Raw genomic sequence first — 25,757 nt, forward strand, 5'->3', positions numbered from 1 at the left:
TATCTACATACCCGAAAACATATGCTTACAAAAATAAGCAGAAAGTATGTACTTTTAAGCTCAATGAGCCAGATATATGGATTGCTTATAGGACGTTCTTACCAGTCTCATCAGAGATATGCTTATTTCTGGGAAAGAAATGAAGAAATTAAGCATGATTATGGATATTATAGCTCATACTACCTTCAGGAAAATATTGAAGGAGTGACAACATGAGGTTAAAAAGTATCTTCGCCGTTGGAGCCGTGTTAGCTTGCTCAACTCTGTTGTGGGGCTGTAGTAATGGCACTACGAATAATGCGTCCCCGCAGCAGAATAACACTGTCCAATCGGAGAGTTGGAGGGATCCCAAACGACTGGAAGCATCGCACCTGGAGGCACTTGAGCGGATGGAAAAAGATCATATCCACCGGATGGTTTCGCTTAGTGCAAGTACTGATGGCGACAAAGTGATGACAACGCTTGAACGTTCTAGCCAGAAGCTGGAGGAAATGAGACCCCTCGCTGAAATGCTCCAGCACGAAGGCCACCCAACCTTATTACAGCGAATCCAGGAGATGTCTGGAGATATCGAAAGCTCCAAAACCGTGGTTGCTGAGATGAAACAATTACCACAGGACGGCAAAATCAAAATTCAGTCTGAAAACTCCGATTCTTTGCATCACATCAGCAGTTTTCACGATTACCACCAGTACGTGCAAGAGAAGATTCAGACTTTAAAGAAGGATGTTCAAACACATTAAACTATAATGATGACTTGAATGATGTCCATTTATACAAATTCAAAAACAAACAAAAGTTAGATCGGAAGGCTAATTCCTATCTAACTTTTTTCTTGTGAACAGGTATGGACATGTTATTCTTCAGCTTGCTGAAACTGATTATTTTCCAAATCCAAAAGTTAAAGTATATTATATAGTGTTAGATTCAAATACAAAGGAGGTAGAAAGAATATTCTAAAAAAAGTTCAATTCATATCAATCATACTTTTACTCATATCTGTTTTGTTGGGAGGATGCAATACCATACCAAATCAAGGCAAGATTATTGAAGAAGCAATTCAAGTTGGGCAAAATTATTTTATAGATGAATACAGTACAGAAGTGGAGTTTACTGACCATAAGTTCATGCCAAAAGACCTTAGCCACAATATAAGTTTAAGCGGACATGTCAAAGAAAATAAAGATACTGAAATCACAATTCTTATCAATTATGATACTTTCAAAGTCCAGAATGCCATTGTTCCCAAAGAGTTACTTAATAAAAAGAAAAATTAAGGAGTAATGGAGTGAATATCTTCAATAAAAAACATCTTACATTAGCATTCTTATTTGTATGGTTCAGTCTTACTTTCATCGTACTAAGCGGATGTATGTCAAGTGAACAGAAAGACATCCTTCAAAAAGCCGAAAAAGTCAGTCTCACTTATTTTAAAGAAAACTATGGGATTGATGTAGAATTCACAAATCATAAATTCATTCCGGCTGACTTATCTCATACGGTATCATTGACGGGACATGTGAAAGGCAACAAAGATCTAGAAGTATTCGCTATGGTTGATTATGATACCTATGAAATCAGAACAGGCTCAGTGCCTGATAATATCAAGCCTCTTAAATAAATGGATTTATTTCTCACTAAGAAGAAAGATATAAATGCATCTTTTACTAATCCGGTAAACTGTATTCCAAACCCTCATCTTGGTTCATTCCACCCACAAGGAGACCCATATAAATATACTGAACAACACAACTGGCATAAGCGCCCCAGTGGCTAACATGATCCAAAGTGTTGCTGGCTTTACATCCTGAACGTAACGATTGAACCTGTGGAGTCGTTGTGTTCGCCATTGAGCAAACTTAAGTTGCCTGATCATTTGCTTCAATATTTTATACCGCTGCTTTCCCTCCTCCACTTCTTCCAGTGCACGTCGCAACTCGTCATACAAACGGGCCTCTTCCTGCTCAGCCACTGTGCTTGTCGTCATTTTTCATTCCCTCCCTTACTTAATTAACACGGTAACGACTCCAGAGTTTGAAATTTTATAGGGAAAAACGGTCCTCTTGCATGACTAGCGTCAAGTCGGAGAACCGCTATAATGTACCGTTTGATCCTTTTCGGACGAATTAAACATCGCATTGTGTTACAGCGACTACATTAGCCCACGTTTTCAATCAATTCATTCAAACACACTGCACCCTGTGCACGCACGTTAACCACAATAATTGGCGTATCCAGCATGCCGTGCATCCAGGACATATACTCCTCAACCTTGTCGTTGGGAAGAATCGTCAGAATGACCCCTGCGAATCCACCGCCGTGTATACGGCAAGCGCCATCACCCAGTTTTTGCAGATAATTTTCAGTTAACGCCAGTGCGATGCCAATCTCCTGTTCCTTCACCGAACCGCTCTGGTATACATTCTGGAGCCACTTCCATGAAGAATTCCCGGATGCCGTAATCAGTTTCAGGAAATCAGAAAAACGCCCTTCCCGCAAGGCCTCTACCTGACCGTCCACCCGTTTATTTTCCTCCAGGAAATGCAATGCACGCAGCACCGCACGATCTCCTGCTGTTTCACGTACTTGCTTGAGATTGGCGTAGATTGCCTCGGCTGTAATTTCCCGGACATATTCGCTGTCCAGCGCTTTAGCAACCGCTCTCATCTCATAAGGAACAGCAGCGTAGTCTTCTGTCAGATCCGCATGGTTCCCACCTGTGTTTACAATAACCAGTGAGTACCCGTTTTGTTGGAAATCCCATTGTACAGGTTCGATGACAGGCTCCGCCGGATTTTCAAAATCAATCGCAATCAGTCCACCATAGGCACAAGCCATCTGATCCAGCAGACCGGACGGTTTATTCCAATAGTTGTTTTCCGCATACTGACCAATCTTGGACATGACCACCACATCTAATCTGCCCTCATTGTAGAAATGATTCAGAATCGTACAGATCAGCATCTCGAACGATGCCGACGAGCTAAGCCCGGACGCCGAGAACACGTTACTGGAGATGTACGCCTGGAATCCGCCTACTTTGTATCCAAACTCTCCAAATCCAGCAGCCATACCACGAATCAAAGCCGTAGTACCGTCGTCTTCTGCCTTCGGTGCCAGATCCGTGAGATCGATTACGTATTTCTGGTCATAGCCTTCTGAATAAAAGGTAATTACCGAATCCGTCGTTGGCGCAGCCACAGCAATCGTATCCAGCGTAATGCTGCCCGCCAGCACCTTGCCATGGTTATGATCCGTGTGGTTGCCACCAATTTCGCTACGTCCAGCCGCGCTGAATAACTTGCTGCCCTCTTGTACGCCAAAATACTGTTCGAACGATTCATTGAGCTTCGTATAACGTGCTGTCTGTTCTTCTAGTTTTTGCTGACCATACATTTGGGCAAGCAGCGCTTGGCCTGAAGTGGATTGGATCAGTTCCAGTGGTTGAGTGTTCATTAATAATCCTCCTATGGATATGCAGCATTTATTTTTCTATTGTGGTTGGATGATCGACGCGGGGAACGGTTCATGCCCGTTTATCTCCCATTATCTCAGCTTCGTTTCGGAAAAGGTAGGGCAGAATTGAAAGTTTGTAAGCGTTTTTTGAAGACATTCTTATTTTTTATTCAACAGGTTTAACTTCAATCTGATCAACAATAAATGCGTTGTTGGCTTTGTCGAAGGTATACGTAATATTGAAGTCACACACATATGTAGGAGATATACCAATAGAGCCAGGAAGACTTAATTTTATTTTGTGATTATCCAATGTATAAATAACAACACCGCCGAAAACAAGCTCATCTTGATGGTAGTCTGGTGCTGGATCAAAATCATAATTGAAGTTATCTACTTGCCCTTGTGAATTCACTATAATCGCTAGTGTACCATCATCATTTTTAGTAACACGCGATTCAATATGCTCAGCAATAATATCCTCATAACGCTGTACTTTAATTTCCGATAAGCTATCGGAGTTAACGACATGAATTTCATAGATATCCAAGCCTGTCCCTCGGCCAACCTGAATGATTACTATAGCCTCTTCCTTACCATCACCGGTAAGATCGGTATAAAATAACTGCGGCTCCGTTCCCGAATGATGAGAAATGCTCCAATCAAAATCTGTTGCGCGCCCATTTATATCTAGAGTTACTCTTTCAATTGCATCTTCCGTTTCTTTAACTGCATAAAGTTTTACTTGTTCATCCTCAGAAGATCCGATTAATTTCAATTTTGAGTTTGTCTCTTGTTCTGGCTTCGTTGATACCTGTTTAGTCGGAGACTCGCCCCGTTCCTGATGGACAGTACCTAACGATTCAGTTTGGCATCCTGCAAGAAGAACTGCACTCAACAACATCAATGAAGCAATTTCTTTCATCAAATTTATGTCCCCCTCTCATCTAATTAGCTAAAATTAATACAATGAACTCAACCGAATGGTTACCTTCCTCGTTTCACGATCATTGGCATCAAACCAGTCTTTAAGTACGCTATATTCGCTTGTTTCTAATGCTGCTGTTTCAATCGTGAAATGGTTATTGTCTATCCAATCATAAGAGATGATGGGCCAGGTCGGTTTCAACATGAATGCTTCTTCAAAATCAGTTGATGCATATGGAATGATTTCTAATTTTTTTAGATCCACGGAAACAAGGATATGTCTCTTGACCAGACCGCCTTCATCATAAGCATACCGAATCAATACCTGCTGATAATCAGAAGAAAGTTTATAATCTTGTAAAATGCCCTTAGGCATTGGCAAGCTGTGTGTCCCTCTAGCATCAATTTTCACCAAAAGGGTAGAGCAGGCTTTGGTTCCACAGCCATACTTTAGTATCGAATACGTTTCCGAAGAAGGCACCTTCAATACCTCCACATGTGTACGATCTATTTCAGTTTGGAAGTCCCGTTCGTTCATAAGGTAGCGCTTATACTCTGGGACGTCGTTAAGAGATAATTGTAGGACTGCTTCTTCATTTATGATTTTAATGGTATTGGGTAATGAAGATGCGTTGTTATGCAAGCCTGTAGAGTTGGAGTCTTCTCTCATTTCCGTCTGATATGCGGAAGATTCCAACCTATCGAACCATATTACAATTACCGCTGAAGTAACGAGTATTACAAACAGTAGCAAAAAGAACCTTTTCTTTTTCATAGCATCCCTCTTTCGCGCATGGTTTCGATCCAGAACCAAATGGATTATACTACAAAGATATCCATTTTTGGTGTCGGAGCGGTTTCAATGTTGTTTCATGTGAAAACCCATTATTCAGGTTAAGAGGTGAATCTGTGAACGTTATTCTAAACAAAGAACCAGATAAACGTCGTATAAACGTAGCCATGCTTATGTATCTCATACTAATGATTTTATTTTATGGCATTTATATTTCCTTGGAATCCGATCGAATAGTTCAATCACAGCAGTGGACTTCTGGTGGTTTCATAAGCGAACAAGGTATTAAGTCAATGAGTCAAATGGGAAGATGGACGTCAATCACTGAATCACTGTTTCTCGTTCTGTTCGTACTGGTAATGATCATCATGATTACGCGGTATAGAAGAAATGTAAGAAAATTGATCCCTTTTGCCTTATGGAATGTCGCTTTGTTTGTTGGGGTAGGGGCGTTCAGTTTGGTTGGTTCACAAATGACGTCAATGTCCGTTGGCAACCTGGTGCAACCAATCATCGTACCCGCTTTTCTATTGGCTGCGTTGTTCATATATGTGGTTTGGGGATTAAAAAAACTTGGATAATGTGTGTGAGGCGATTATAAACGCTCAAAAACTTTGGTTGTTTTCTCCATAGATATCTGGAGTGCAGCCAAAGTTTTTTTACATCTTATCTTAGAATCGGATCGATTAATGCACACTTAAACGTATCGCAAATTCCTCCTTGACTGTTACGTTAGGTCATACTTGATAATGATCTCAAGCTAATAAGAAGGAGAGATTAAGGATGAAAATTACCGCGTTGCGCTCAGATAAAATCTATGAAGAGATCATCCAGGCTGCGCCCGATGAGAAATTGGAATTATACCGCGAGCGAATGATGAGTCCTTTTATGAACAAATGGAACATTCAACAGATCCCGTTTCGATCAAGCGAGCCTCACGGCTTCGACGTGATCATGATGAATAATTTTATGAATATTGCCCCCGCCGACATAACGCCTGAGATTAGCGAGCCGCTGGCAGCCATTTCATCTGAAGCTTTTTGGCAGGAGTGCCATGAAGCTGTTCGTACGAGTCTATCCACCTTTACGGAGGATGGGATTGAACTATCCGCTTCCGAATATCTGTACACCATTTTGTTAGGGGATAAGAACAGTCCAACGTTACAGATGAATGAAGGCATATGTGGAGATGGTGGTATTCCCGGTTATATTATTGCGAACCTGATCCCCAATAGGTATACTCTACCTCGTATGCAATCGGTGTTAGCCCATGAATGCAATCATAATGTGAGGTATCAACATATCCAGTGGAATCCACAGATTACACTTGGAGAAATGATTATAAGCGAGGGGTTGGCGGAGAACTTTGCGACGTCCCTGTATGGAGAAGAGTTACTAGGCCCCTGGGTAGCCAAAACGGATATGGAGACATTGAATACCGTAATCAGACCAAAAATGAAAGACCAGCTGCATGTCACAGGTTTTGACCAGATTAATCCGTATCTGTACGGCGATGAACTTGCCACACTGCAAAATTTCACGCCCGTAGGTATGCCCTACGCGGCTGGCTATGCCTGCGGTTATCACTTAATCCAATATTATCTGAACAAAACAGGTAAATCGATTACCGAAGCAACCATCACTCCGGCAAGTGTTATTCTTGCGGAAACAAAGGACTTTTGGAATGAAGACACCCTATTTCACCGTTAAAGATATCATTCAGATTACCGGCATCACCAAACGCGCATTACATTATTATGATAGAACGGATCTATTGAAACCGAGCAAAGTCGAGGACAACGGCTATCGGTACTACGATCAGGAAGCACTGGGGAATCTGCAAATGATTCTGTTGTTCAAAGAAATGAATTTCTCATTGAAAGACATTGCAGCCATGATGCAACTCTCCAAAGACGAACAAAAAGATATCCTGAGAGAGCACCGCAGTACGCTGGTTCAACGAAAACAAAAGCTCGAAACCATCATCGATCAGTTGGACGAGTATGTAGATGGAACGGATATCTCTCATCTTAATCTGTTTGACGACTCCCCCATCCTGTCCATACAAGAACAATATGATTCCGAGGCGAAGTTTGTTTACGGAGATACCCAGAAATATCAGGAATTCGAAGCCAATGTGAGCGAGCTGTCTGCGGAAGAGCAAGGACAAGCTTACCAACAATTCTTGGTCAACATGGAGCAGGTATTTCAGGCGTTGGCGAAACATCAGGATCTGTCCCCTGCTTCTGGTGAGGTGCAAGCGTTAGTGGGAGAATGGAAGAGTAGCTTGGAGCAGTTCATGGTCTGTGACGCTGAGATTTTGAGATGTATCGCAGAAGTTTATACAACGGACCGCCGCTATGTGAGTTATTTTGATCAGTTTGGCGATGAGAATTTTTTGAGGTTTTTGTATCGAGCGATTATGGTTTATGTGGAGGGTGAGGAAGTATCAGCTGTGAAAGATGTTAGATGACCTCCGAAAGAATGCACAGAAAAACACGGAACAATTCTAATATAAATTTAACGCCCCATTATATATTTGATGTATCTAACATACCCATGGCTAGAGCACCTTAGCCATGGGTAGTGTATGAATATTTTAATTTCAAAAAATGTTTTTATCTAAACTCACCAGCTAAATCAACTCCGTCAAATGTAGCCTTTGGATAATAATAAACAAACATAGGTAGGCCTGTGAATGAATCAGACTTATTTAAGGTAAGAAAATCCACTTTGCTAGACGATGTCTGGCTTACTGTATTGTTATAAATTTTACCTATTGCTCCAGTTTCAAAATTTACAATACCTACACAATCAACTTTAACTTCTGCTCGGATGTTTCTTTTTATGCCAGCTGTGTCCCATGCGTCCATATAGAAATTCCAACTATTTTTACCGAATCCGTTATCATATTCTACATAACCAGTTAAAGCTAATGTTTTATTGTTACCTGTGAAAAATTTCTTTGAGACCGAAAAGACTGATAAGTCCCCTTTATTTTGAATATATGTTATATTATTGTTTAACAATGAGTTTTCTTTTAAATATTGTGTATCTTCGTCAGAAAATGGTTCGTTCACTTCATACTTCTCTAGTATATTTTGTATTTTTAAGGCTGTATCTTCCTCACCTGTACTTGCGTGGGCTGAATTAGTAAAAAGAATGGACATGGATATTGAAACCAAGAATAATGTCAATAACATACTGATCTTCTTCATTTAAATACCTCCTAAAAATTATTATGAAAGGGGTTTCGACAATGCACATTGTGTGGAATAATATACTTATTCTCGTTGTTAGCCTTCTTATCTTAGCTGGACTAGTTTCTGGCACAATCTACTTTTTCATAAAAAAAAGGTCTAAATAGTTCACCTCCTTATGACGAGACCACTTCCATATATTATATATAATTCAATAAATAAACATAAAACCCTCCTTTAAAGTTTAATAATATCTAATCTTTTTATATTGATATATTTGTTGTTCGATCTCTACAATTATTAGACAGTTCCCCTATTCAAATAATATAAGTGAACTACAAAAAGTTAATTCTAAGAAAGCAAAAAACGTACCGCTATTCCATTGGTACGCTTTTTGCTCTTTCTTCTTGGTAAATTTTTATTTGCCAAATAAAATTTCAGATTGACTGACTTTATAACAGCTTCTTCTCGCTACTTATCAATAACTTCCCCGCTCAAAATACGCATGCAACCGATACAGACAAATCTCCTTCGTCCAGTAATACAGCAACACCTGTTCCTCTGCATCCTGCACTTCTACGTTCAGCGAGAATACGCTATCTTCAAATTGAGTCATACTCCCCTTCGCCCCACTCCACTTGGACATCGGCATTTCGATAATCAACTTCTCAATCTCATTTGCCGTCTTCTCGTTCCATTCCCAGAGGGCAAGCTTGTCCTTATCCGAAAAGTCCTTCCGTTTCCGGTACTCCTTCTCCGTCAGATAGGTATGGAAAAACTCAGCCATTTCCCCCGGTGTCACCGGGTCCATCCAGTGCTCTTCGCCTCGCTCCAGCATGTATAGCAGCACGATCATCTTGTAGCTTTTGTTCATGATCGTCTTCTCCACATCGCGCAGCCACGCTTCATGGCGGACGTACACCTCTGCCTCAACCGAGGATAGCAGCTCAGCCCAATAAAGAAACCCAACATATGAACCAAATTCGCTCCGATACCCGATGCTCTTGGAACGCCCCATGAGATGCAGCTCCAGATATGTCGGAATACGCCCCAGCTCTCGTTTCACATCCAGAAAATCCTGTTGCTGCTTCTCGCGGCGGGGCAGCCGTTTACGGCTTAGCTCCTGAAGCAGGTTTACCACCTGGGTCTCCAGATGAATTCCACAGTTGGCCGGAACCTCAGGCACAGCCGAATCCATTCCTTTCCCGCTTCGTTCCTCCTCACCACGCACATCCAGCAGACTCAGCTTCACATCCGCATTTCGGTAATTCCCGATCAGGTCGATAATGACACAATGCGTTTTGCCTTCCGCCAGCCGCAGCCCTCGCCCCACCTGCTGGGTAAACACAGTCAGTGATTCAGTTGGACGCACGAAGAGCAGCGTATCCACACGTGGTATATCTGTCCCTTCATTGAACAGATCCACCGTAAGCACAACCTCCAACTCACCCGCATCAAGCTGCCGGATCGCTTCCTCCCGCGACATCTCCGATGTGCGCGAATGCAGACTGAGCACCCTCACCCCCTGACTGCGAAAATACGCAGACAAATAGTCTGCCTCCCGGATCGACGAGCAAAAACCAATCGTTCGTGTCTGCTTATGCCGCATCCAGGCCGAATAGATGTTCTCCACATGTTCCTCATGCAACTGAGCCGCTATGAGCTGTTCTTCATCATACTTGGTGCCGATCCAGCGAATCTGCGAATAATCCGTGTCATCGTATACACCGTAATATTGAAATGGAGAGAGCCATCCCTGACGAATCGCTTCGATAAAATGAATCTGGTACGCCACGTTTCCACCACAGAGCGCACACACATCTTTGCAATCCAGTCGATCCGGGGTAGCGGTAATGCCCAGCAGGAACCTCGGCTGAAAATGCTCAATCACCGACATATACGTCTTTGCCGCCGCATGATGGAACTCATCCACCACGATCAGATCGAATGCATCTGTCGCAAAACCATCCCGATGTCGCTGCATACTCAGCGTAAAGATCGAAGCAAACACACAATCCGCCGCTCCATCCTTCTGCTGCCCGTTGTAGATACCGTGACTGCGTTCTGGCATAATCTGCTGAAAAGACTTCTTCGCCTGAAACAAAATCTCTTCCTGTTGAGCCACAAACAGTATCCTCTGGAACCGCTGGGCGAAAAAGCCCGCCAGGTACGTTTTGCCTAGCCCGGTCGCCATAACGACCATCGCCTTATCGTACTGCTCTTCCATCGTACCTTCCAAAGCTTCAAGCGCATCGAGCTTCGCAAACCGCGGCTGAATGGGTACAAGCGACAGCTCGGCGGCTTCTTCCTCTGTTTCCTCCGGCAGCCTCGTCCCAAATTCCGCTTCTTCCATCTCCGTGATCCGCTGAATCATCTCCGGGTTCTTCTGATGATACTTTCGGTACTCTTCTTCATACAACGCAATCGAATCCAGGTTCACCGGTAACGTCGTCTCATGGTAAAAGCTCTGCATGAACTTATCCAAGGCCATCTGAAACGTGTACGGCTCCGCCTCCGCATTCATCGCGAGATTCCATTCATACCCCGTCTTCAGCGCCGTGAACGAAAAGTTCGACGAACCCACGATCAGCAGTCCTTCCCCATTGTCATGATCGAACAGATAAGCTTTCGGGTGAAAAGACGTGCCCATACTTCGCCACAGCCGCGCTTCAATTCGTGGATCAACCTCACAGAGGGCCCGCAAACCTTCTGGCTGTGTGATATATAGATAGTCTCCCGCGAGCATTCGTACTTCTGCCCCACGTTCTGCCGCCCGCTTCAGGTGAGGGGCCAGTAGCTTCACCCCGGACTGCATAATAAAGGACGTCATAATATAAATCCCGGATGCATGCTGCATCCGGGTAATCAGTTCGTCTGCCAAGTTATCTGTAATAAGTTTAACGTTAAGCTTCGTCGACATCGATCAGATACACCCGTTCCTGGAATCCACCGCGCGCCTCGGCTTTGTCTGCCCGCAGCTTATCCAGCTGTGCTGCATTCGCACCATGCACCTCTGCCAGCGCCCGGATCACCTCCAGCATGTCGGCCAGTTCTTCCAACGCTTCCTGATCATTCGCAGCACTCACGTATTCTTCAGACTCTTCACTCAGCTTCGTTCGTAATTCTTGCTTATATTCCTCCGGGTCCAGAATGCGTGTGCGGCATTCCTTACCGCTGGATGTGATAATATGCGGAATCTTGTCCCGCACCAATTTGTTGTATGTAGGCATATGGCATAACATCCTTTCTGCTGTAGAGGGCATTCAGGCTTAGCGCCAAAATCCCCCTTTTTGCCATTATTCCATTTGCCATGGGAAGGCATGGGTTGATATTTTAAAGTAGTGCAAATGATGTTGGTGCAATCAAAAGCCCATCTCTACTCAAAATTGAGTTAAAATGGGCTTTTGATTATACGTATTGTCCAAATTGTTGGGCATCCAACTGTGGACCAGAAGGATTCTATCCCAATAGTTTTGCAACGATAGAATTCGTATCCATTGTTTCTTTATCAATCTCGACCAAGCAAGTGTCATCATCCATAGCTGGTTCATAACCGATTCTAACTTTCTCAATTGCATACTTCTTCTTAATATCAAGAATATACTCTATTAACTTCTGAGCTTTTAACAATGTCTCTGAATTTTCTCCGCTGAACAACTCCTCTTCAGGAAAATTCATAACGATATCTCCAGATTCCTCATCGAATGAAAATACAATCATCACATCGTTAAAGGTATGACCCAAGCTAAGCTCAGACAATAAAAGATCCCCTGTTCCCTTAGGAGTAAGAATCTCTTCAAAGCTCTCTATTTGCTGAAATTCAATATCGCTTTCATTATGGTTATCATAAAAATGAGAACTTTTGATCCGTTCCGCCTGAATGTTCAAATCATTCTTAATGAATTGATCTAGATAGTTTTTGTTAAAATCAATTAAAATAATTTCTAAACTTTCCATATCCAAACCTTCTTACATCATATAATTCTTTCATTTTTCCTAGTGTTTTAATTCGGTATTGTAGGTGGATATAGTTGTTTATGTTCCAAGTCAAACCATTGCTCAATATGGTTACATAACAATGGAATGTCGTGAAGCGCTTGCTCACAGATTTCATTATATGAATCTTGAAGCACTTCCTCAAGTTCCAAATTCACCTGATATGCATCAGTTTGTTTCGCATAATATACTTCCGCAGGCTCAATAACATAATTTTGATTTTTGGTTAAAGGACTTACATAGATCGTCCACTCAAGGTTGCCCTTAAAGTGCTGGATACAATGCTTTAATTGCTCGTAAACCTGATCAGCGTTATGGAATCTAAAATAAAAACCCACAGGTTTCTCATATATCCGATTCGGATTATACATCTCTGTTCTATTCCATTCATACGAACCTAATTTGGCCAAGGTATACGCCATAAGTTCCGGCATAAGCACCTCTTCTTTACTTTTCATGTAAATACTTTTTGACACTCTATCCACCTCACTTGAGAGTACGTTTACTTACTACAATATCACCATTGTTCTGTCCACTCACTGTATCCATGTAATCCTTTACAGGAATGGGATCACTAGTCAGACGAGGATCATATATATATTTGCCATCAGAATATACAGTATGGTAAACGTATGATTTCATCTCCCCATACTCTTTAACTTGGATATCCTTTAATTCTGTCCTCGATTTAATCGTGAAAATCTGCAGTATGAAGGAGCAGATAGTAAATGGCACGGATATATTGCTGGTTATGATAAGGGGAGTTGGAATCTAGGTACGTATAACAATGTTCAGGCAAACGCAGAAAGTCATGCAACAAATACGCAGATGGGGCCGTTTAGATTTACAAGTGTATCTTATAAAAATTCAAGTGGAGTTTGGACTGTAAATGACACAGCTCCAACCGCTAAAAGCCCTTATTCAGTCAGTAAGACCAGTAATGCAAATTTCCGAGTCTATGGGCCTTAAATTTAACTATTTATATGGAGGATAATTATAATGAGAAATAAAAAGTGGTTTCTTGTCGCAGCAGCAGTTATCGTCCTGAGCGGAGCGTTTTACATGAACTATATTTCTGCTGAAAGTCCTACCCAACTAATCCAAGATCAGCTTGTTAAAGAAGGAGTGGCTATTTCAAAAATCACCACCCAAGAGAGGAATTTAAAATTGGAAACAAAATCAACTTCTACTTCTGGAGAAGCAACCATAGAGGATATTAAAGCCATCCGAAAAATCCGGAATGAAGTAAGAAGTGGTGTTAATGGAACCTCTCAAATCAAAAATATTGATCTCACGATCACGGGCAAAAATGGTCAAAATATATACAATGGTGTTTCTAATGACATTACCCAAATACCAGACTTCTCATCTAAAATTGTAGGTAAGCTCGATTCTGAATCAGTCCAGAACGCTATATATAGTGAACTGAAGGCAAACGGTGTAAGTGTGGAATCGACAGAAATTATGGATAACCAACTGGGTGGAAAGCTGGCCTCGATCGTGCTTACAACGGAAATCCCAGAGGTGAACAGTCTCATTCCTAAAATTGAGCAATGGATCACAGCGCTTAATGATTCTGATGGTATTGGAGTTTCTCAATATGAACTGACCATTAATGATAAAAGTAATCATTCAACGTTGTTATACTTGACAACAGATTTAGTGTATAGTGATTTTTATTGGTGGCAATCCCCAGCTCTTGGCGATGAAGTTTGGACAAAAACTAAACCAGAAAGCCAAGAATCAGCTGCTAGTAAAGACAAAGTTCCGGCGACAATTGAAGAAGGGATACATGCTGGGCCCTCTGGAGCAGATAACAATGGATATGAAGGGCCTCAATTTAAAAAATAAAAAAAACTGAGTTTATCTAAACTCTCGTTTGAAAGACACAACAGAATCTCTCTGAATTTGAGGAGACTCTGTTGTGTCTTTTGGTAATTAACCCCTCAAACAATACATTTATTCGCCACCGCCACCATCTTCGCGGGCATTTCTTCTCGCAGTCGCCACACAAAGCTCATCGGTTTGTTCCCCTCATGACTCACATAATCGGCTTCGCCTAAGAAGACAAATGGAGATGTATAGCCATGCTCTTCCTTATACTCCCGCACGAATAGCGCGATCCGATTGCCCGTCTCTCGATGATGAATATACCGCTGCGCGGTAGCTGTATGCTCCGACACCCGGCTCTGAGTCTGCCAGTGGAATAAACGCTCGTTAATCGCATAATCCTCATACAGCGTAGATGGAGAGAAATCTTTGTCCGATTTGTTCAACGTAATGAAGAAAATATCCGTCTGTTCATCGGCAAAATACTTCACGCCTTCACGGAAGGCGGGTGATTGCTCGGTATTCCAATAACCGAAGGCGGCAAGTACTTGGTCGATGGAGTACATACAGTGGATATCCAGTGGACAAGTGTACGGGAACGAATTGCTTTTATCCACAAATCGCAGATGAGCCAGATTATATTTGAAAATATCCACAAGCTCTGCTCGGAATGCCTCACAAGACAGCACACGCCGCACACCCTCTTCGATGCTGCTCAATCCTAATTTCTCAGGCGCAGCCCGGTGGAAGGTGTAATAGAACATGGTGAGCATGCGCCGTTCATCGGCGGTCGTGAGTTCTTTACCTTTTTCGATATAGTTGATCAGGAACGTTAGCCAGCTTCGGGAGTTAATCGTCAGCACAGACGGTAGTCTGCGGATATATTCCTCGTGTTCATCTTCAATGGGTGCTTTTAATCCGGCTTCGGCCAACATGCCACGGAAATATCTTTTCCCTGTACGTCCACCATAGAATTCATAGAGTGTCATCCCGTGATACTCTACAAAATGAGTTAAGGTCAGCGGCAGTCCGGTGTCTTGCTGGAACGTTTGCAGCTTCTGGATCAGAGCCCTGCGATTACGACTCATCTGCTTGAGATTGCGCATGATGTATTCCTTCGCTTGCTTTTCCAATTGAATGAACGTGCCGCGAGACAGGTTCGAAAAGCCGTTCTCAACGTAGTACGAGATGGAATGTTTAGTAGCGCCGATCAGGGCGCGGAATTTATCTTGGAACCTGTACTCCTGATGCGCTTGCCCAATGAAGTCGAGCACGGTCAGGCACTCTTTGCCCTCCGCCATCCGTAGTCCACGTCCCAACTGTTGCAGGAATACGGTCAAACTCTCGGTAGGACGCAGGAACAAAATGGTGTTGACCTCAGGGATATCCACGCCCTCATTGTACAGATCCACGACAAAGATCATGCGCAGTTCCCCGTTAACCAGCTGTCCTTTTGCAGCATGACGTTCCTGTTCGCTCGACCCACCATGCAGGGCCATGGATGGAATGCCGGCTTCGTTAAATATTTTTGCCATATACAGCGCATGATCCACCCCTACGCAGAAACCAAGCCCCTTCACATCGTCCAGATCGGTTACATATTTGTTCAGACTTTGGATGATTTGGTTGGCACGGATTTTGTTATGGGTATAGAGCTTCTCCAGTTCGTTCAGGTCGTAGCCTTTACGGGACCACTTCACCTGTGATAGATCGACAGTATCGGTGACGCCAAAATATTGAAAAGGACTCAGCAGCTTCCGGTCAATGGCATCGGTCAGACGGATCTCGGCGGCAATCGAATAATCGAAGTAGGCGGTAATGTCTTTGCCATCCATCCGTTCCGGCGTTGCAGTGAGTCCTAGCAAAATCTTCGGTTCGTAGTGGGACAACAGCTTCTGGTATGAAGGCGCTGCGGCATGGTGGAATTCATCCACAATGATGTAGTCGTAATAGTCTGGGCTGGTGATCTCCGTCAACTTCATAGAGTTAAGACTCTGAATGCTAACAAACAGATGATCCAGCGCTTCCGCTCGATGATTCCCGACATGCAGCTCGCCAAAGTTCATATCCTTCAGGATATACCGGAACGTATCCCGGCTTTGCTTCAAGATTTCTTCCCGATGTGCGACAAAAAGTAGCTTGGCTCCCGCATGAATTGCATGGAACCGTTTGTAGTCGAAGGCAGAGATGACCGTTTTGCCAACGCCTGTGGCGGCGACGATCAGGTTACGAGTTCTTCCGTACAGCGTACGCTCGGCGTGAAGCTGTTCCAGCACTTCCTTTTGATAATCGTAAGGCTGGATGTCGAGGTGAAAGTGGTTGGACTGATCTTTCTTACGATTCAGAGCCGCCTTCAACTGTGCCTCATGGCCTTCATCCTCAGCCATATACCGCGTGAATTCACGGTCGTTCCAGTAACTCTCGAAGGTCGCTTCAATCTTGCGAAGCACGTCGAGTGAATCCTTCTCCGTTACCTTGAGGTTCCACTCCATGCCACTGGTCAGCGCCGGGTTAGATAGGTTGGAAGAGCCGACATAGGCTGTCGTGAATCCAGTATCACGGTGGAAAATGTACGTTTTGGCGTGCAGCCGAGTCACTTTGTTATCATAGGAAATCTGGATTTCTGTGTTAGGTAATCTGCTAAGTTCGGTAATGGCTTTGAGGTCGGTTGCCTCCATATAGGTGGTCGTGATAATCCGCAGCTTGCCACCGCTCGCCGTGAATTGTTGAAGCTGTTCCAGCAGCAGGCGAAGCCCGCTGAATTTGATAAACGAAACCAGCCAGTCGATTCGATCGGCGGTCACGATCTCCTTTTGCAGCTCCAATAACATACTCGGCTCGGACCTTGCACCTGTGAACAACGAGCTTTGAGCGATAGGTGTATCTGGACGAACGATTTGGGTATCCCGGACCGCACGAATGCTGTTCAGCTTGGAATACACATGGGTCAATACTTCCCCCTGCTCATCCAGTTGCAATTCGTTGTACTCTTCTTCTCCCAGCGTGCCTTTCAGGGTAGCCATAATCTCATTACACGTTCGGATCTGCGCCAACACTGCCGTCTTATCTTCCGTCTGTTCCCGTACAATCTTGAGCGCTCGCCGGGTCACCGCTGCCAAATACGTGGACAGCAGTTTACGTGCTTCCTCTGCATCCAGCTTCTCGGTCCCAATGTTATACACATCCGGGTCCAGCGCAAAAATCTCCTGTCTGGTGATGGTGTTGATAAGCTGTTCATATATGCCTTGTTTCATGAATATACCTCGTGAGGGTGTAGGATGGTTGTGGATAGTTCTCTATGTATATGGTGAGCTATATAATCGGTATAGGTAAGTAATACTTCTACTATATTATCGTCCAGTATGGGAATTTTTTCATTAGTTGATTTGATACCAAAAAAGGAGTTCTCCCTATGACAGGAGCGCCCCTTTTTGAATATCATCGTATTATGCCTTACAAACCATCTGAATACATCAACTTATCAATGTCTAAGTTATTTGTCCGATCTGAGTACAAGATGCGCAAACGTGGTTGTCCTTGGTATCGATCTAGATAAAGCGCAACTTCTGTTTTCTTATTATTGATTACCCACCGTGATTTAAACATAATGTTCCCCCTACTCAGGTCCAATGCGTCGTCGTTCGTTAGACTAGACTCTGCACCAACGATGTATTTATCAGTCGAATTGGTAGGTTTACCGTATTTGTCTTCCAAGGCATCTTTGATGCCGTAGTATGTGTTCATTTTATCTTCAGAAGTCGCAAGCGTGTTACCCTTCACTTCGTAGATAGTACGAACCAGTTTGTTCTTGTAGAACAAGTAAGATAACTCTGCAGATGTTGAGGAGACCGACGAACTGTATGTAAGGTATGAAAAATGGTTAACACTTCCTGAATCAATCAGTTTGTCCTTTTCTAGTTTCTTGATTTGTTTAGTGTTCATGCCCCACTTTACATTGCGAAAGTCTGCTTTCGAAGCAGCAGATGCGGAAAGTGGTAAGATCGCGATCGCTACCATGAACAAAGCAATGAACATTAGAGAAATTTTCCTCATACGTCAACTCCTTATCGTATTTTTTATAATTATACCACGGAATTATTTGTTTGGATAAAACAGCAAATAGCACCTCTACTTACGATCTGGTAGAAGTGCCTGAATCTTAATTATTGTGCTTCATTTAAATGTTGTTTTTGGGATTGATATAGCACCAATTATAATTGTAGGATGCCTTTATCTTTTTCATATCTTCCAAATTGTAAAACCAATCTTCCTCAATCCATACTCTTGCATCGGGGCATTCGCTCAGAAAAGCAAAAAGGAATTTAAATAATAAGTCCTCATTATCATCAAAGTCATCAGATACTACTGCTTTAAAATATTCATTTTGCGTATCATCCCAATCATAAGTAACGTTTTGAAATTCATAAGGTTCATCATATACACTAAAGCTAAGCGTCCTTGAGTAATTTTCCTTGAATGGCGTGTTTTATATATATCTTCGAGTGTATTTTAATGTACCTTCGCTATTGTAAGTTTCTTCATCATTATCAAATAAAAGTTTCTCTTTCATGCATATATTTTTAATAGTACTCAATAAATTATTTGCTGACGTGCTTTCTCCACGTTTAAATAATACAAAAGATGACATTCCCATTTTTTCAATACTCCTCGCCGATGTCTAATCCTTTTTAAAACCTCATTATTTTCAAATGTATAAAACTAGACAATCTTTTCACTGCACCACTTCGGGTCATATGGCATCTGACTTAATTTTAAAATATCGTCAGCGGTGTAATACCAGTCAGCATCATCAAACCATAGATAATCTTGAATATTATCTTTAAAGTACTCTACAACGAATCTAAAGATAAACTTGTACTCATGATTTATATTTTCAATATCTAAAGCCCAGAAGTAATTTTCGTCTTGAGTAAGCCAAGTGAAACTATCAATTGAATCTTCTTCTACTTGATTAACATTAAATGTGAAATACTTTAAATTGTCCTTATTCTCTATGCTTTTAAAAGAAGATTCATCAACTTCTGATAGTGTCCCTTCAGCAGATATAAAGAGATCATCACGGTATTTATCTTTTATCAAAATGCAAAACATATTCGCTTTTTGCGCTGCTTTCTTAAAATCCTCAATAGCTTTTTCAGGAATGTAATTTTCTATCTTTTTCAAAAAAATTAAAGAACTCACTTCTTCAAGACCTCCTCTAATTCGTTAGTAGAACTTATTATTTTTATTCCTTTATTCTGAATCATTTTAACTAGATTTTCCTGCGTTCGATTATTGACAGTAATATCTTCGATATAATATATGATTTCCTTGTTATCGTAGTTAAAGTATTTCTCATTTAAAGGATCAGTCAATTTATCAAATTGTTTTTTACTTACTGCACTTAAAGATTTCTTCACTTCAATAAGATGTGAATCTGTTAACACGTCAATATCCCCTGCTATTGTATCATCTTGCAATTTCAACTGTATTCCAGTCCCCTGCAATCTTCCTGTACCTTTTACAGTCTGTGCTACTTCACCTTCTAAAACATCACCAGCTTTTGAGCTTTTTAAATTCTTCTCGATAATAGCATCTATATCTTTAGAACCTTGTTTGGTCCAAGATATCTCATTACCGAATTGATTAGGGAATATAGTTTTATTTCCTTCCATTCTTAACCTTGAGTCATTAGTTAAACCGCTACCTTTCCCCGGATCTACCTTCCCACCACCAGATCCTCCCAAATCGCTATGCTTATTCTCCACCGAACGAAGCGCCTTGCCAACGAAAGCGTAGGCCAATACCTGTCCCATCACAGAACCACTATAGTACCCTGCCCCATTCTCATCCACCTGCTTCTTCTGCTCATCCACAAACTGCTCGACGTCAGACCTGGCTGTTCCGTTTCCCCAGGCTGCATCCCAAGCAAACTTAATACCTCGCCCAACATCGACCACTCTGCCCAAGGTCATAGCATAAGCCACACTGGTCACCGTACCAAATGGGTCATAGAAAAGAGCCTCTGCTGTCTGTCCAATCCCAGTTACGGTCTCTCCAACCGACTTGTCGAGCAGTCCAACACCGAAATTTCGTTTCAGTTCTTCAGGTATATATAGAGCAACCTCACCCGAACCATCCGCTGTTCTAAAATTCTTCGCTATAAAAATAAATTCATTCTGAATTTTATCCAAAAGACCCAATGTGGCTGGGAAAACTTCTTTCACCTGCATAAAATCCCAAAAGAAACGTTCCCCTGTCACACCAGACCACTCCGATTGCAACAGGTAGATTGCTTTTTCAAGCTCTCGGACCATTCGCTCCAGTTCCAGCTTCTTTTGCTGGACCAACCTGGCTTTTTCCTCTAGTACATCGGGATGTACCTCGATTCGTTGCATTCTGTCTTCACCGCCAACCTGACCGTAGTATATGTACCTAAATTTTAACAAGTCAGAACGGGGATTGGAATCAAACAGAGGATTCATTTTCTCATAGGTTATCCGGTAATTGGGCAACATCCCTTAGGCAGCTATTTTGCGCATTAGTGCATACTTCCCTTAGAGTCGACTGGTGCCTTGTACAAAAAAAGAACGACTTCTATCTGCGATAGAAGTCGAACAAGGTAATGATGCAGCAGGATTCAGGTAAGCATTAAGACACGACGAATTGTACTACAACTGGAATTCCAGCATTCAGTGCGTCTCCACCGGGAATCGTAATTGTAGTGGTTGTAACAGTGGAAGTATCTGCTGTCTGCATAATGCCGTTAATATAAAGATTATAATAATTGAACGTGCCTGGAAATGCAGTTGCAGATGCACCGGCGTCGTTTGTAAAAGCAGTTGCAGCAATCGCAAACGTTGCTCCGGTACCCGTTCCGTCACCAATGGTTGCAGCAAATCTTACACTGTTCTGAAATGGGGTTACGAGTGGCATGGTTCTCACCTCCTACCTGACATAGTATATGTGGTAGTTTCGAGAGAAGTGAAGGCGAAGTCACGAGGAGGTTTGACCAAATTTAACCATTTGTTATATTTGCTGTTAGTTGAATTATCTCCACAATGATCGGCGTTCCAGCAAAGAGCACACCACCTTGTGAAGGGAAAAATAGCATAACTTTACTTACGTCATATGAGTTACCTGGCTGTAGGATCCCGTTGATATAAAGATTGTAGATACTGGTAAGTCCTATTCCTGCAAATTCGGATACACTCCGACCATCGTCATTCACGAATTCCCCCACGGGGATCGTAACCGAGTCCGATAAATTAAGATCGGTGTCTGGAAAATAGAAGTAACGGTTTACCGTAGGAATGATCTCAATTCCGGGTATGCTGCCCGGCGGACCTTGCACGCCCTGAGGACCAGCGGGGCCCTGCGCTCCTGGCACGCCCGGGTCGCCTTGCTCGCCCTGAGGGCCGACGGGGCCTTGCGCTCCTGGCACGCCCGGGTCGCCTCGCTCTCCCTGAGGGCCGACGGGGCCCTGCGCTCCGGGCAGGCCCGGGTCGCCTTGCTTGCCCGGAGAGCCAGCAGGGCCTGGCACGCCCTGCTCACCGGGAGGACCGGCGGGACCTTGCGCTCCGGGAAATCCCGGTGGGCCATGCTCGCCGTGAGGGCCAGCAGGGCCTTCGGCACCTTGCTCCCCCACTAGACCTTGCATTCCGGGCGGTCCGACCGTCTCCGGTTCATGTTGTCTCATCGGAGCGAGCAGGGACCCATGCTCCGGAAATACCGGGTTGACGCCAATCCCCCTCGGCAAAGCAATGATTTTTTTGCCACAGACTACTTTCAGTTGTCTAATTAGACGCTTCGGTCGTAGGGAGCGGTGCTTTCTCCGACAGGGTTTACGGATAATATGGCATTTCCTGCGTTTTCCCGGGGATTTGTTTCTGCATTTCGATATTGAACGTCTGGATCTTAATCGTTTAGGCGTAGCTATCCTCTTATTGAGATACTTCAAAACGTTCACTCTCCTTAGGCCAAAACACACAGTGTATATGCCCTATACTATGTCCTTAGCACATTCGGAGAGTGTGCGAATAACTAGGAAGGATGCCCAATAACAAAAGACAACAGCTCCTGCCATAGTCCTTTGTCTTACTAATCGTTCATTCTCTACTCACAATATCTCAAGAAAGCTATGTTCTCTCCTACTTCTTTTCATAATACTTAACCATCTCTTCAGGCTGCTGTGTTTCAAGAATGATTTGATTTCCTTCAAAAAGAACAAGGTGCGGGTATGTTTGCAAATCAAAAATTTTCTCGTAATTGAACTGCTTCCCCTCACGAACATTATAAAAATTCACATTCGTAATGGAGCCTTTTGTTCTCAAGTTTTGATTATTAATATAGTCTATACTGGTCTGTAATTGTTTAATGAATGAGGATTCCACAGGTTTGTCTGTAAACACAATCAGAGTAACATCATGGATTTGATTTTGGACCAACACTTCAATTGCTTTCTCTTTATTATTCTGACCACATCCCGTAATGAGGAGCATCAACGAGCACAACATCCAGATTCTCTTTATCATTTATCCCTCCAAAATTCGATCGATTGGTTAATATATAGGGTATATACCCAATGTGCTATAATCTCTTTTCCGAAAGGAGCCTATACTTTGAACAAAAAGAGTATTATCATCGCCGTCATCCTCGGTCTTATCTTGATCGTTCTCCCTTTCATACTCTACTTTTCCGTTAAAGTGTCAGATGAAGCGGCGTTGCCTGAACCGATTGTCCATACGCAGCTCTGAGGTATACTAAACGAAATACTATCATTAACAACCCTCGTTCCACAGAAGCTAATATCAAAAAATCCTGAAAAGCCTCGGCTTCACAGGATTTTTATTTGCAGCATTAACCGCATTTCCCAACCGCTCGCTCTCATAGCTTGGGCATCGAAAAGGTACTCCCTTCCTTCTCGCACTCAGTTAACACGTAAAAAAACACGTCCTTGCTCACTCTTCATCGTACCGATTCCGCATGCCATCGAGAAGTACAACGACATCCCCGCTTCGCTCCGCTTGCTCAGGGTTATGTGGTTCAATAATTTTTGGAAATGAATTCAAGATTACTGGAGAATCCAATGTCTGATCAATTGCCTCACAGGCTGTTAACATCATTAACGCTAACGAAAGCGTGAGCAGTACTCTTTTCATCCAATCACCTCATGTTAATAACGCTAAGGACTCCGTACATGTTACCTATGTGCTGGTTAAAAAAAACTTAAACACACTCAGCATCGATTTTCAATACAAAGGAATTTTTATCATTTGTATGTAACTTCAATCCTCCATAAAGTGTTTATATAACAATGCTTCATTCACGTCCATCTCATCCGAAAAGAGGCGATACCATGCGTTCGGTTAACCCATTTGATGATACAGCAAAAGACAAACAACGCTCCACTTCACGCTTGAATCATAGACCCAAGGGTAAAAGTAAATCAGCACGACGATTCGCCATCGCAATGGCTGCCGCATTAGTTGCGTCAGGCCTGTTGATGGAGCTGACAGCTGAACCAAACGCTCACGCAGCCACTAACGTACAGCATTCCGCCAGTAATACTTCTGTTCGATCGGCTGTAACAAGCGCAGAGAAGAAACTACATTATACCGCTGTAGAGGGGGCTTATTATTACACTGTTGCCTTGAGAAGTGATGGTTCAGTCTGGACCTGGGGCCGTAATCTGTTCGGAGAGCTGGGTGTGAGCGAAAAGGTTCGATATCGTCATACGTCTAGTCCAATCCGAATACCGGAACTATCCAATGTAATAGCTATTTCCGCCGCCGGTGGTGGAATCAATGCAGCCGTTCAGGCGGATGGAACCGTCTGGGAGTGGGGTGCTGGTAAACTACCCAGCAAAGTCGAAAGCATCCACTCTGCGAAGGATGTGGTGACTGGTACTATCAACATCGCCCTTCTCCAGAACGGGACAGTCTGGTCATGGCAGCACCCGGCAGCTCAAGGAAGCGATTCTGATCACTTACGTAAACCGCATGCGATCAGTGGACTGAAAGATATCATCCAGATTGAAACCGCAGGTCTGCATGGATATGCTCTGAAGAAAGATGGGTCCGTATGGACGTGGAATGAGCCCGACGAACCCGGTAAAGTCCTGTTCAAACCTACCAAAATAAAAGGCCTGACCAACATATCATCGATCACAAGTTCAGATACATCCCTGCTTGCACTGGATAAGAACGGGAAAGTTTGGGGTTTGGACGAGAAAGGGAAAGCGTTTGCCTTCCATTACGACTTCAAAGTGAAGAAGATAGATGGAAATTCACAATATAGGTTATTACTCACGACTTCCGGTGAGGTGTACAGTTACGGAAGGACCGTGGCTGGCAAAGAAGGAAAAGTAAACCATCTATCCGGCATTACCGACATTTCAGCAGGATATTACCACAGTCTTGCCTTATCCTCGGATGGAACCGTCTGGGGCTGGGGAAGTGATAAGTACGAGGAAGCGGGGGCACCTGCAACATCATCAGGAGGCATGGTCTACAAACCCGTTCAAGCAAAGATGGGTACAGATGTATATCTGAACGGTGAGCTGTTCCAGTCAATGTATGCCGCTGTTGAAACGCCCAAGACCATTCAACTGCCAATTAAAGCCATAGCCGCAGCACTCGGAGCAGAATTTGAGACTCATAAGGTGGAAGGTAGCCTGGACTACTATACGTTGAAATATGACAATCGAACAATTACAATCCTCCCTCACGAAACACAGTATGTTATAACTTCCGCAGATGCGTCTGGGGAGCAAGTCATGCAGCTACCTGAACCGATAAATAATTACTCGGGAGCAACCACTGTGCCTTTTGAGATATTGCGTGGTTTGGGATTGAACGTGTCCTGGGATCCTGAGAAAGCTATGCTGACCATTGACGATGCTGATAAGAAAGATTCAGGAAACTGAACAGTTGCTTAACATACAAAACAATCCCCTTCAGGTAAACGTCCTGTTCTTAACGAACACCGTTTACTTGAAGAGGATTAATTTAATTCAATTCTTCTCTGCCGTCCTACTTCTCGAACCGGAACCAGCCAAAGTCAAACTGACTACCCGGCAGGAAAATAAAGGTTACCTTATTTGCTCCCTTGTTATCCATTTAAAGCTCACGGCGCCTCTCGCCGAGCTTGTCAATGGAAAGACATTATTCCGCCTCTTTTTCCAGAAAATCAATAATATCTTGAGGTTTGCCCGATTCCATGATGACCTTGTTATGCTGAAAAATTAGAATCCGCGGATACGTCTGAAGATTGAAAATCTTCTCGTAATTGTAGTTCCGGTCATCCTTTACGTTTACAAACGACACGTTTGTCACCGGGTTCTCTTGTCTGATGTTGTTGTTCAGGTCATCAAGACCAGTCTGTAATTCTCTTACATAACCGTCCTCCCAATCGCGATCTCCAAACACGACCACCGATATTTCATTCTCGCTTTGTTGCGTACGTAGCAAATGCTCGGTAGCCTGGTCCACGTTGTTTTTACCGCAACCCGCGATGAACAATACAAGCAACAATACAATAAAAGTCTTCTTCAT

At 43.1% G+C, this 25,757-nt stretch carries 25 protein-coding genes; 7 read left to right on the plus strand and 18 right to left on the minus strand.

The window, feature by feature from the left end:
- Positions 1 to 212 precede the first annotated feature (212 nt).
- Both P364_RS0104220 and P364_RS0104230 read left to right on the plus strand, forming a co-directional pair.
- Positions 213 to 743, plus strand: a complete 531-nt coding sequence (locus P364_RS0104220; RefSeq protein WP_024628910.1) for a hypothetical protein — start codon at positions 213 to 215, stop codon at positions 741 to 743.
- A 545-nt stretch (positions 744 to 1,288) separates the two neighbouring features.
- The gene (locus P364_RS0104230; protein ID WP_024628911.1) at positions 1,289 to 1,621 is read left to right on the plus strand and encodes a hypothetical protein; all 333 of its coding nucleotides are present in this window, start codon (positions 1,289 to 1,291) and stop codon (positions 1,619 to 1,621) included.
- 84 nt (positions 1,622 to 1,705) lie between these two features.
- Here P364_RS0104230 and P364_RS0104235 read toward each other — a convergent pair whose 3' ends face one another.
- The 4 genes from P364_RS0104235 to P364_RS0104250 form a co-directional block, all read right to left on the minus strand.
- Positions 1,706 to 1,987, minus strand: coding sequence for a hypothetical protein (locus P364_RS0104235; RefSeq protein ID WP_024628912.1), 282 nt, complete (start codon positions 1,985 to 1,987; stop codon positions 1,706 to 1,708).
- Positions 1,988 to 2,157: 170 nt separating this feature from the next.
- The gene (locus P364_RS0104240; protein WP_024628913.1) at positions 2,158 to 3,456 is read right to left on the minus strand and encodes a galactokinase; all 1,299 of its coding nucleotides are present in this window, start codon (positions 3,454 to 3,456) and stop codon (positions 2,158 to 2,160) included.
- A gap of 166 nt (positions 3,457 to 3,622) precedes the next feature.
- Positions 3,623 to 4,381 (minus strand): hypothetical protein, encoded by a 759-nt coding sequence (locus tag P364_RS0104245; RefSeq protein WP_036664474.1) that lies wholly within the window; start codon positions 4,379 to 4,381, stop codon positions 3,623 to 3,625.
- A gap of 36 nt (positions 4,382 to 4,417) precedes the next feature.
- Positions 4,418 to 5,158, minus strand: a complete 741-nt coding sequence (locus tag P364_RS0104250) for a hypothetical protein (protein WP_024628915.1) — start codon at positions 5,156 to 5,158, stop codon at positions 4,418 to 4,420.
- Between the two features lie 134 nt (positions 5,159 to 5,292).
- Between P364_RS0104250 and P364_RS0104255 the strand changes: the two genes are divergently transcribed.
- The 3 genes from P364_RS0104255 to P364_RS0104265 all read left to right on the plus strand — a co-directional run bounded on the left by P364_RS0104255 (position 5,293) and on the right by P364_RS0104265 (position 7,649).
- The gene (locus P364_RS0104255) at positions 5,293 to 5,757 is read left to right on the plus strand and encodes a hypothetical protein (RefSeq protein WP_024628916.1); all 465 of its coding nucleotides are present in this window, start codon (positions 5,293 to 5,295) and stop codon (positions 5,755 to 5,757) included.
- 202 nt (positions 5,758 to 5,959) lie between these two features.
- On the plus strand, positions 5,960 to 6,886 hold the full coding sequence (locus tag P364_RS0104260) for a DUF2268 domain-containing protein (RefSeq protein ID WP_024628917.1): 927 nt from the start codon (positions 5,960 to 5,962) through the stop codon (positions 6,884 to 6,886).
- Positions 6,861 to 7,649, plus strand: a complete 789-nt coding sequence (locus P364_RS0104265; protein ID WP_024628918.1) for a MerR family transcriptional regulator — start codon at positions 6,861 to 6,863, stop codon at positions 7,647 to 7,649. Before P364_RS0104260 ends, P364_RS0104265 begins: the two co-directional genes overlap by 26 nt.
- Before the next feature lie 145 nt (positions 7,650 to 7,794).
- Here the strand turns inward: P364_RS0104265 and P364_RS0104270 are convergent, their stop codons facing one another.
- The 5 genes from P364_RS0104270 to P364_RS0104290 all read right to left on the minus strand — a co-directional run bounded on the left by P364_RS0104270 (position 7,795) and on the right by P364_RS0104290 (position 12,848).
- Entirely contained in the window at positions 7,795 to 8,394 is a 600-nt protein-coding gene (locus P364_RS0104270) for a hypothetical protein (RefSeq protein ID WP_024628919.1), read from the minus strand.
- 460 nt (positions 8,395 to 8,854) lie between these two features.
- Positions 8,855 to 11,296, minus strand: coding sequence for a DEAD/DEAH box helicase family protein (locus P364_RS0104275; protein ID WP_024628920.1), 2,442 nt, complete (start codon positions 11,294 to 11,296; stop codon positions 8,855 to 8,857).
- Positions 11,280 to 11,606, minus strand: coding sequence for a nucleoside triphosphate pyrophosphohydrolase (locus P364_RS0104280; RefSeq protein ID WP_024628921.1), 327 nt, complete (start codon positions 11,604 to 11,606; stop codon positions 11,280 to 11,282). Before P364_RS0104280 ends, P364_RS0104275 begins: the two co-directional genes overlap by 17 nt.
- 229 nt (positions 11,607 to 11,835) lie before the next feature.
- The gene (locus P364_RS0104285) at positions 11,836 to 12,333 is read right to left on the minus strand and encodes a hypothetical protein (protein WP_024628922.1); all 498 of its coding nucleotides are present in this window, start codon (positions 12,331 to 12,333) and stop codon (positions 11,836 to 11,838) included.
- 47 nt (positions 12,334 to 12,380) lie between these two features.
- Entirely contained in the window at positions 12,381 to 12,848 is a 468-nt protein-coding gene (locus P364_RS0104290; RefSeq protein ID WP_024628923.1) for a hypothetical protein, read from the minus strand.
- Between the two features lie 523 nt (positions 12,849 to 13,371).
- On the opposite strand from P364_RS0104290, the gene P364_RS0104300 reads away from it, so the two are divergent.
- Positions 13,372 to 14,223 carry a hypothetical protein gene (locus P364_RS0104300; protein WP_024628924.1) on the plus strand — a complete coding sequence of 284 codons (852 nt, stop codon included), beginning with the start codon at positions 13,372 to 13,374 and terminating at the stop codon, positions 14,221 to 14,223.
- A gap of 95 nt (positions 14,224 to 14,318) precedes the next feature.
- Here P364_RS0104300 and P364_RS0104305 read toward each other — a convergent pair whose 3' ends face one another.
- The 8 genes from P364_RS0104305 to P364_RS0104350 form a co-directional block, all read right to left on the minus strand.
- Complete coding sequence (locus tag P364_RS0104305; RefSeq protein ID WP_024628925.1) at positions 14,319 to 17,456, minus strand: DUF3427 domain-containing protein; 3,138 nt, start codon at positions 17,454 to 17,456, stop codon at positions 14,319 to 14,321.
- Between the two features lie 199 nt (positions 17,457 to 17,655).
- Positions 17,656 to 18,255, minus strand: coding sequence for a hypothetical protein (locus tag P364_RS0104310; RefSeq protein WP_024628926.1), 600 nt, complete (start codon positions 18,253 to 18,255; stop codon positions 17,656 to 17,658).
- A 666-nt stretch (positions 18,256 to 18,921) separates the two neighbouring features.
- The gene (locus P364_RS36040) at positions 18,922 to 19,404 is read right to left on the minus strand and encodes a hypothetical protein (RefSeq protein WP_024628927.1); all 483 of its coding nucleotides are present in this window, start codon (positions 19,402 to 19,404) and stop codon (positions 18,922 to 18,924) included.
- Positions 19,401 to 20,600, minus strand: coding sequence for a WXG100 family type VII secretion target (locus P364_RS0104325; protein ID WP_161634247.1), 1,200 nt, complete (start codon positions 20,598 to 20,600; stop codon positions 19,401 to 19,403). Before P364_RS0104325 ends, P364_RS36040 begins: the two co-directional genes overlap by 4 nt.
- Positions 20,601 to 20,853: 253 nt before the next feature.
- On the minus strand, positions 20,854 to 21,138 hold the full coding sequence (locus P364_RS0104330; protein ID WP_024628929.1) for a DUF4183 domain-containing protein: 285 nt from the start codon (positions 21,136 to 21,138) through the stop codon (positions 20,854 to 20,856).
- Positions 21,139 to 21,220: 82 nt separating this feature from the next.
- Positions 21,221 to 21,901, minus strand: coding sequence for a DUF4183 domain-containing protein (locus tag P364_RS38575; RefSeq protein WP_081717911.1), 681 nt, complete (start codon positions 21,899 to 21,901; stop codon positions 21,221 to 21,223).
- A gap of 451 nt (positions 21,902 to 22,352) precedes the next feature.
- The gene (locus P364_RS0104340; protein ID WP_024628931.1) at positions 22,353 to 22,736 is read right to left on the minus strand and encodes a hypothetical protein; all 384 of its coding nucleotides are present in this window, start codon (positions 22,734 to 22,736) and stop codon (positions 22,353 to 22,355) included.
- A 426-nt stretch (positions 22,737 to 23,162) separates the two neighbouring features.
- Positions 23,163 to 23,363, minus strand: a complete 201-nt coding sequence (locus P364_RS0104350; protein ID WP_024628932.1) for a hypothetical protein — start codon at positions 23,361 to 23,363, stop codon at positions 23,163 to 23,165.
- A 197-nt stretch (positions 23,364 to 23,560) separates the two neighbouring features.
- Between P364_RS0104350 and P364_RS0104355 the strand changes: the two genes are divergently transcribed.
- Positions 23,561 to 25,129, plus strand: a complete 1,569-nt coding sequence (locus P364_RS0104355; protein ID WP_024628933.1) for a stalk domain-containing protein — start codon at positions 23,561 to 23,563, stop codon at positions 25,127 to 25,129.
- A 238-nt stretch (positions 25,130 to 25,367) separates the two neighbouring features.
- Here the strand turns inward: P364_RS0104355 and P364_RS0104360 are convergent, their stop codons facing one another.
- Complete coding sequence (locus P364_RS0104360; protein WP_024628934.1) at positions 25,368 to 25,757, minus strand: hypothetical protein; 390 nt, start codon at positions 25,755 to 25,757, stop codon at positions 25,368 to 25,370.

This window comes from Paenibacillus sp. MAEPY2 (genome assembly GCF_000499205.1).
Lineage (GTDB): Bacteria > Bacillota > Bacilli > Paenibacillales > Paenibacillaceae > Paenibacillus > Paenibacillus vandeheii.